Below are 673 nucleotides of genomic sequence, written 5' to 3' on the forward strand. Positions count from 1 at the left end.
TCAAGGATCGGCGGTTCCCCCAATTTGCTGCGCAAATCGGCTCCCCCACCGCCCGCTAGCGCGGCCGCTTCGCGGTCCCTGACCCGACCCGGCGCTGCCCTCCCCTTGGCCTTGCCAATTCCGGCAACAAGGAGGTTGTTATGTCTCATCGTCTGTTCGCTCAGCTGGCTTTCGAGCGTGCGCTTGGAAATGCTGCGATCGAGGCGCTGGCGACCGCGTTGAACGATAAGGATCATTTCGACGCGGAAAGCATGTGGCCGAAAGACCCGATGTTTATCGGCAAGACGAGTGCTGACATCGAGGCGGTTGCGGCCGAGCTGGGCCAGATCATCGAGGACCGTATAAAGGACGTGCTCGACGGCCCCGGCATCCGCAACATCGAGCGCGGCGAATGCGTCTATCCGCAAGTCGTCGCGGTCGTGCTGGCGGCCAAGGCGAAGCGCGGCCAATCCGGCTGACGCCGGAGGGGCGGGCTAACCCCGCCCCTTTTCGCCCGCTGGGCGAAACCGATGATCTCGGTGCCATGCAGAGCGCGGGGCGGGGCATCGAACCCCGCCCCGCGCAATCTCTTCTCTCTGTGTGTCGTGGCATTTTGGCATGGGTGCGCGCCAGCTTTCAAGGATCGGCGGTTCCCCCAATTTGCTGCGCAAATCGGCTCCCCCACCGCCCGCTA

Annotated in this window: 1 protein-coding gene; it reads left to right on the plus strand. The window is 64.3% G+C overall.

Annotated elements, in window-relative coordinates:
* Window positions 1-140 precede the first annotated feature (140 nt).
* Window positions 141-458, plus strand: coding sequence for a hypothetical protein (locus LH128_RS30295; protein WP_006953908.1), 318 nt, complete (start codon window positions 141-143; stop codon window positions 456-458).
* Window positions 459-673 lie beyond the last annotated feature (215 nt).

It is taken from the genome of Sphingomonas sp. LH128, from assembly GCF_000293195.2.
Lineage (GTDB): Bacteria > Pseudomonadota > Alphaproteobacteria > Sphingomonadales > Sphingomonadaceae > Novosphingobium > Novosphingobium resinovorum_A.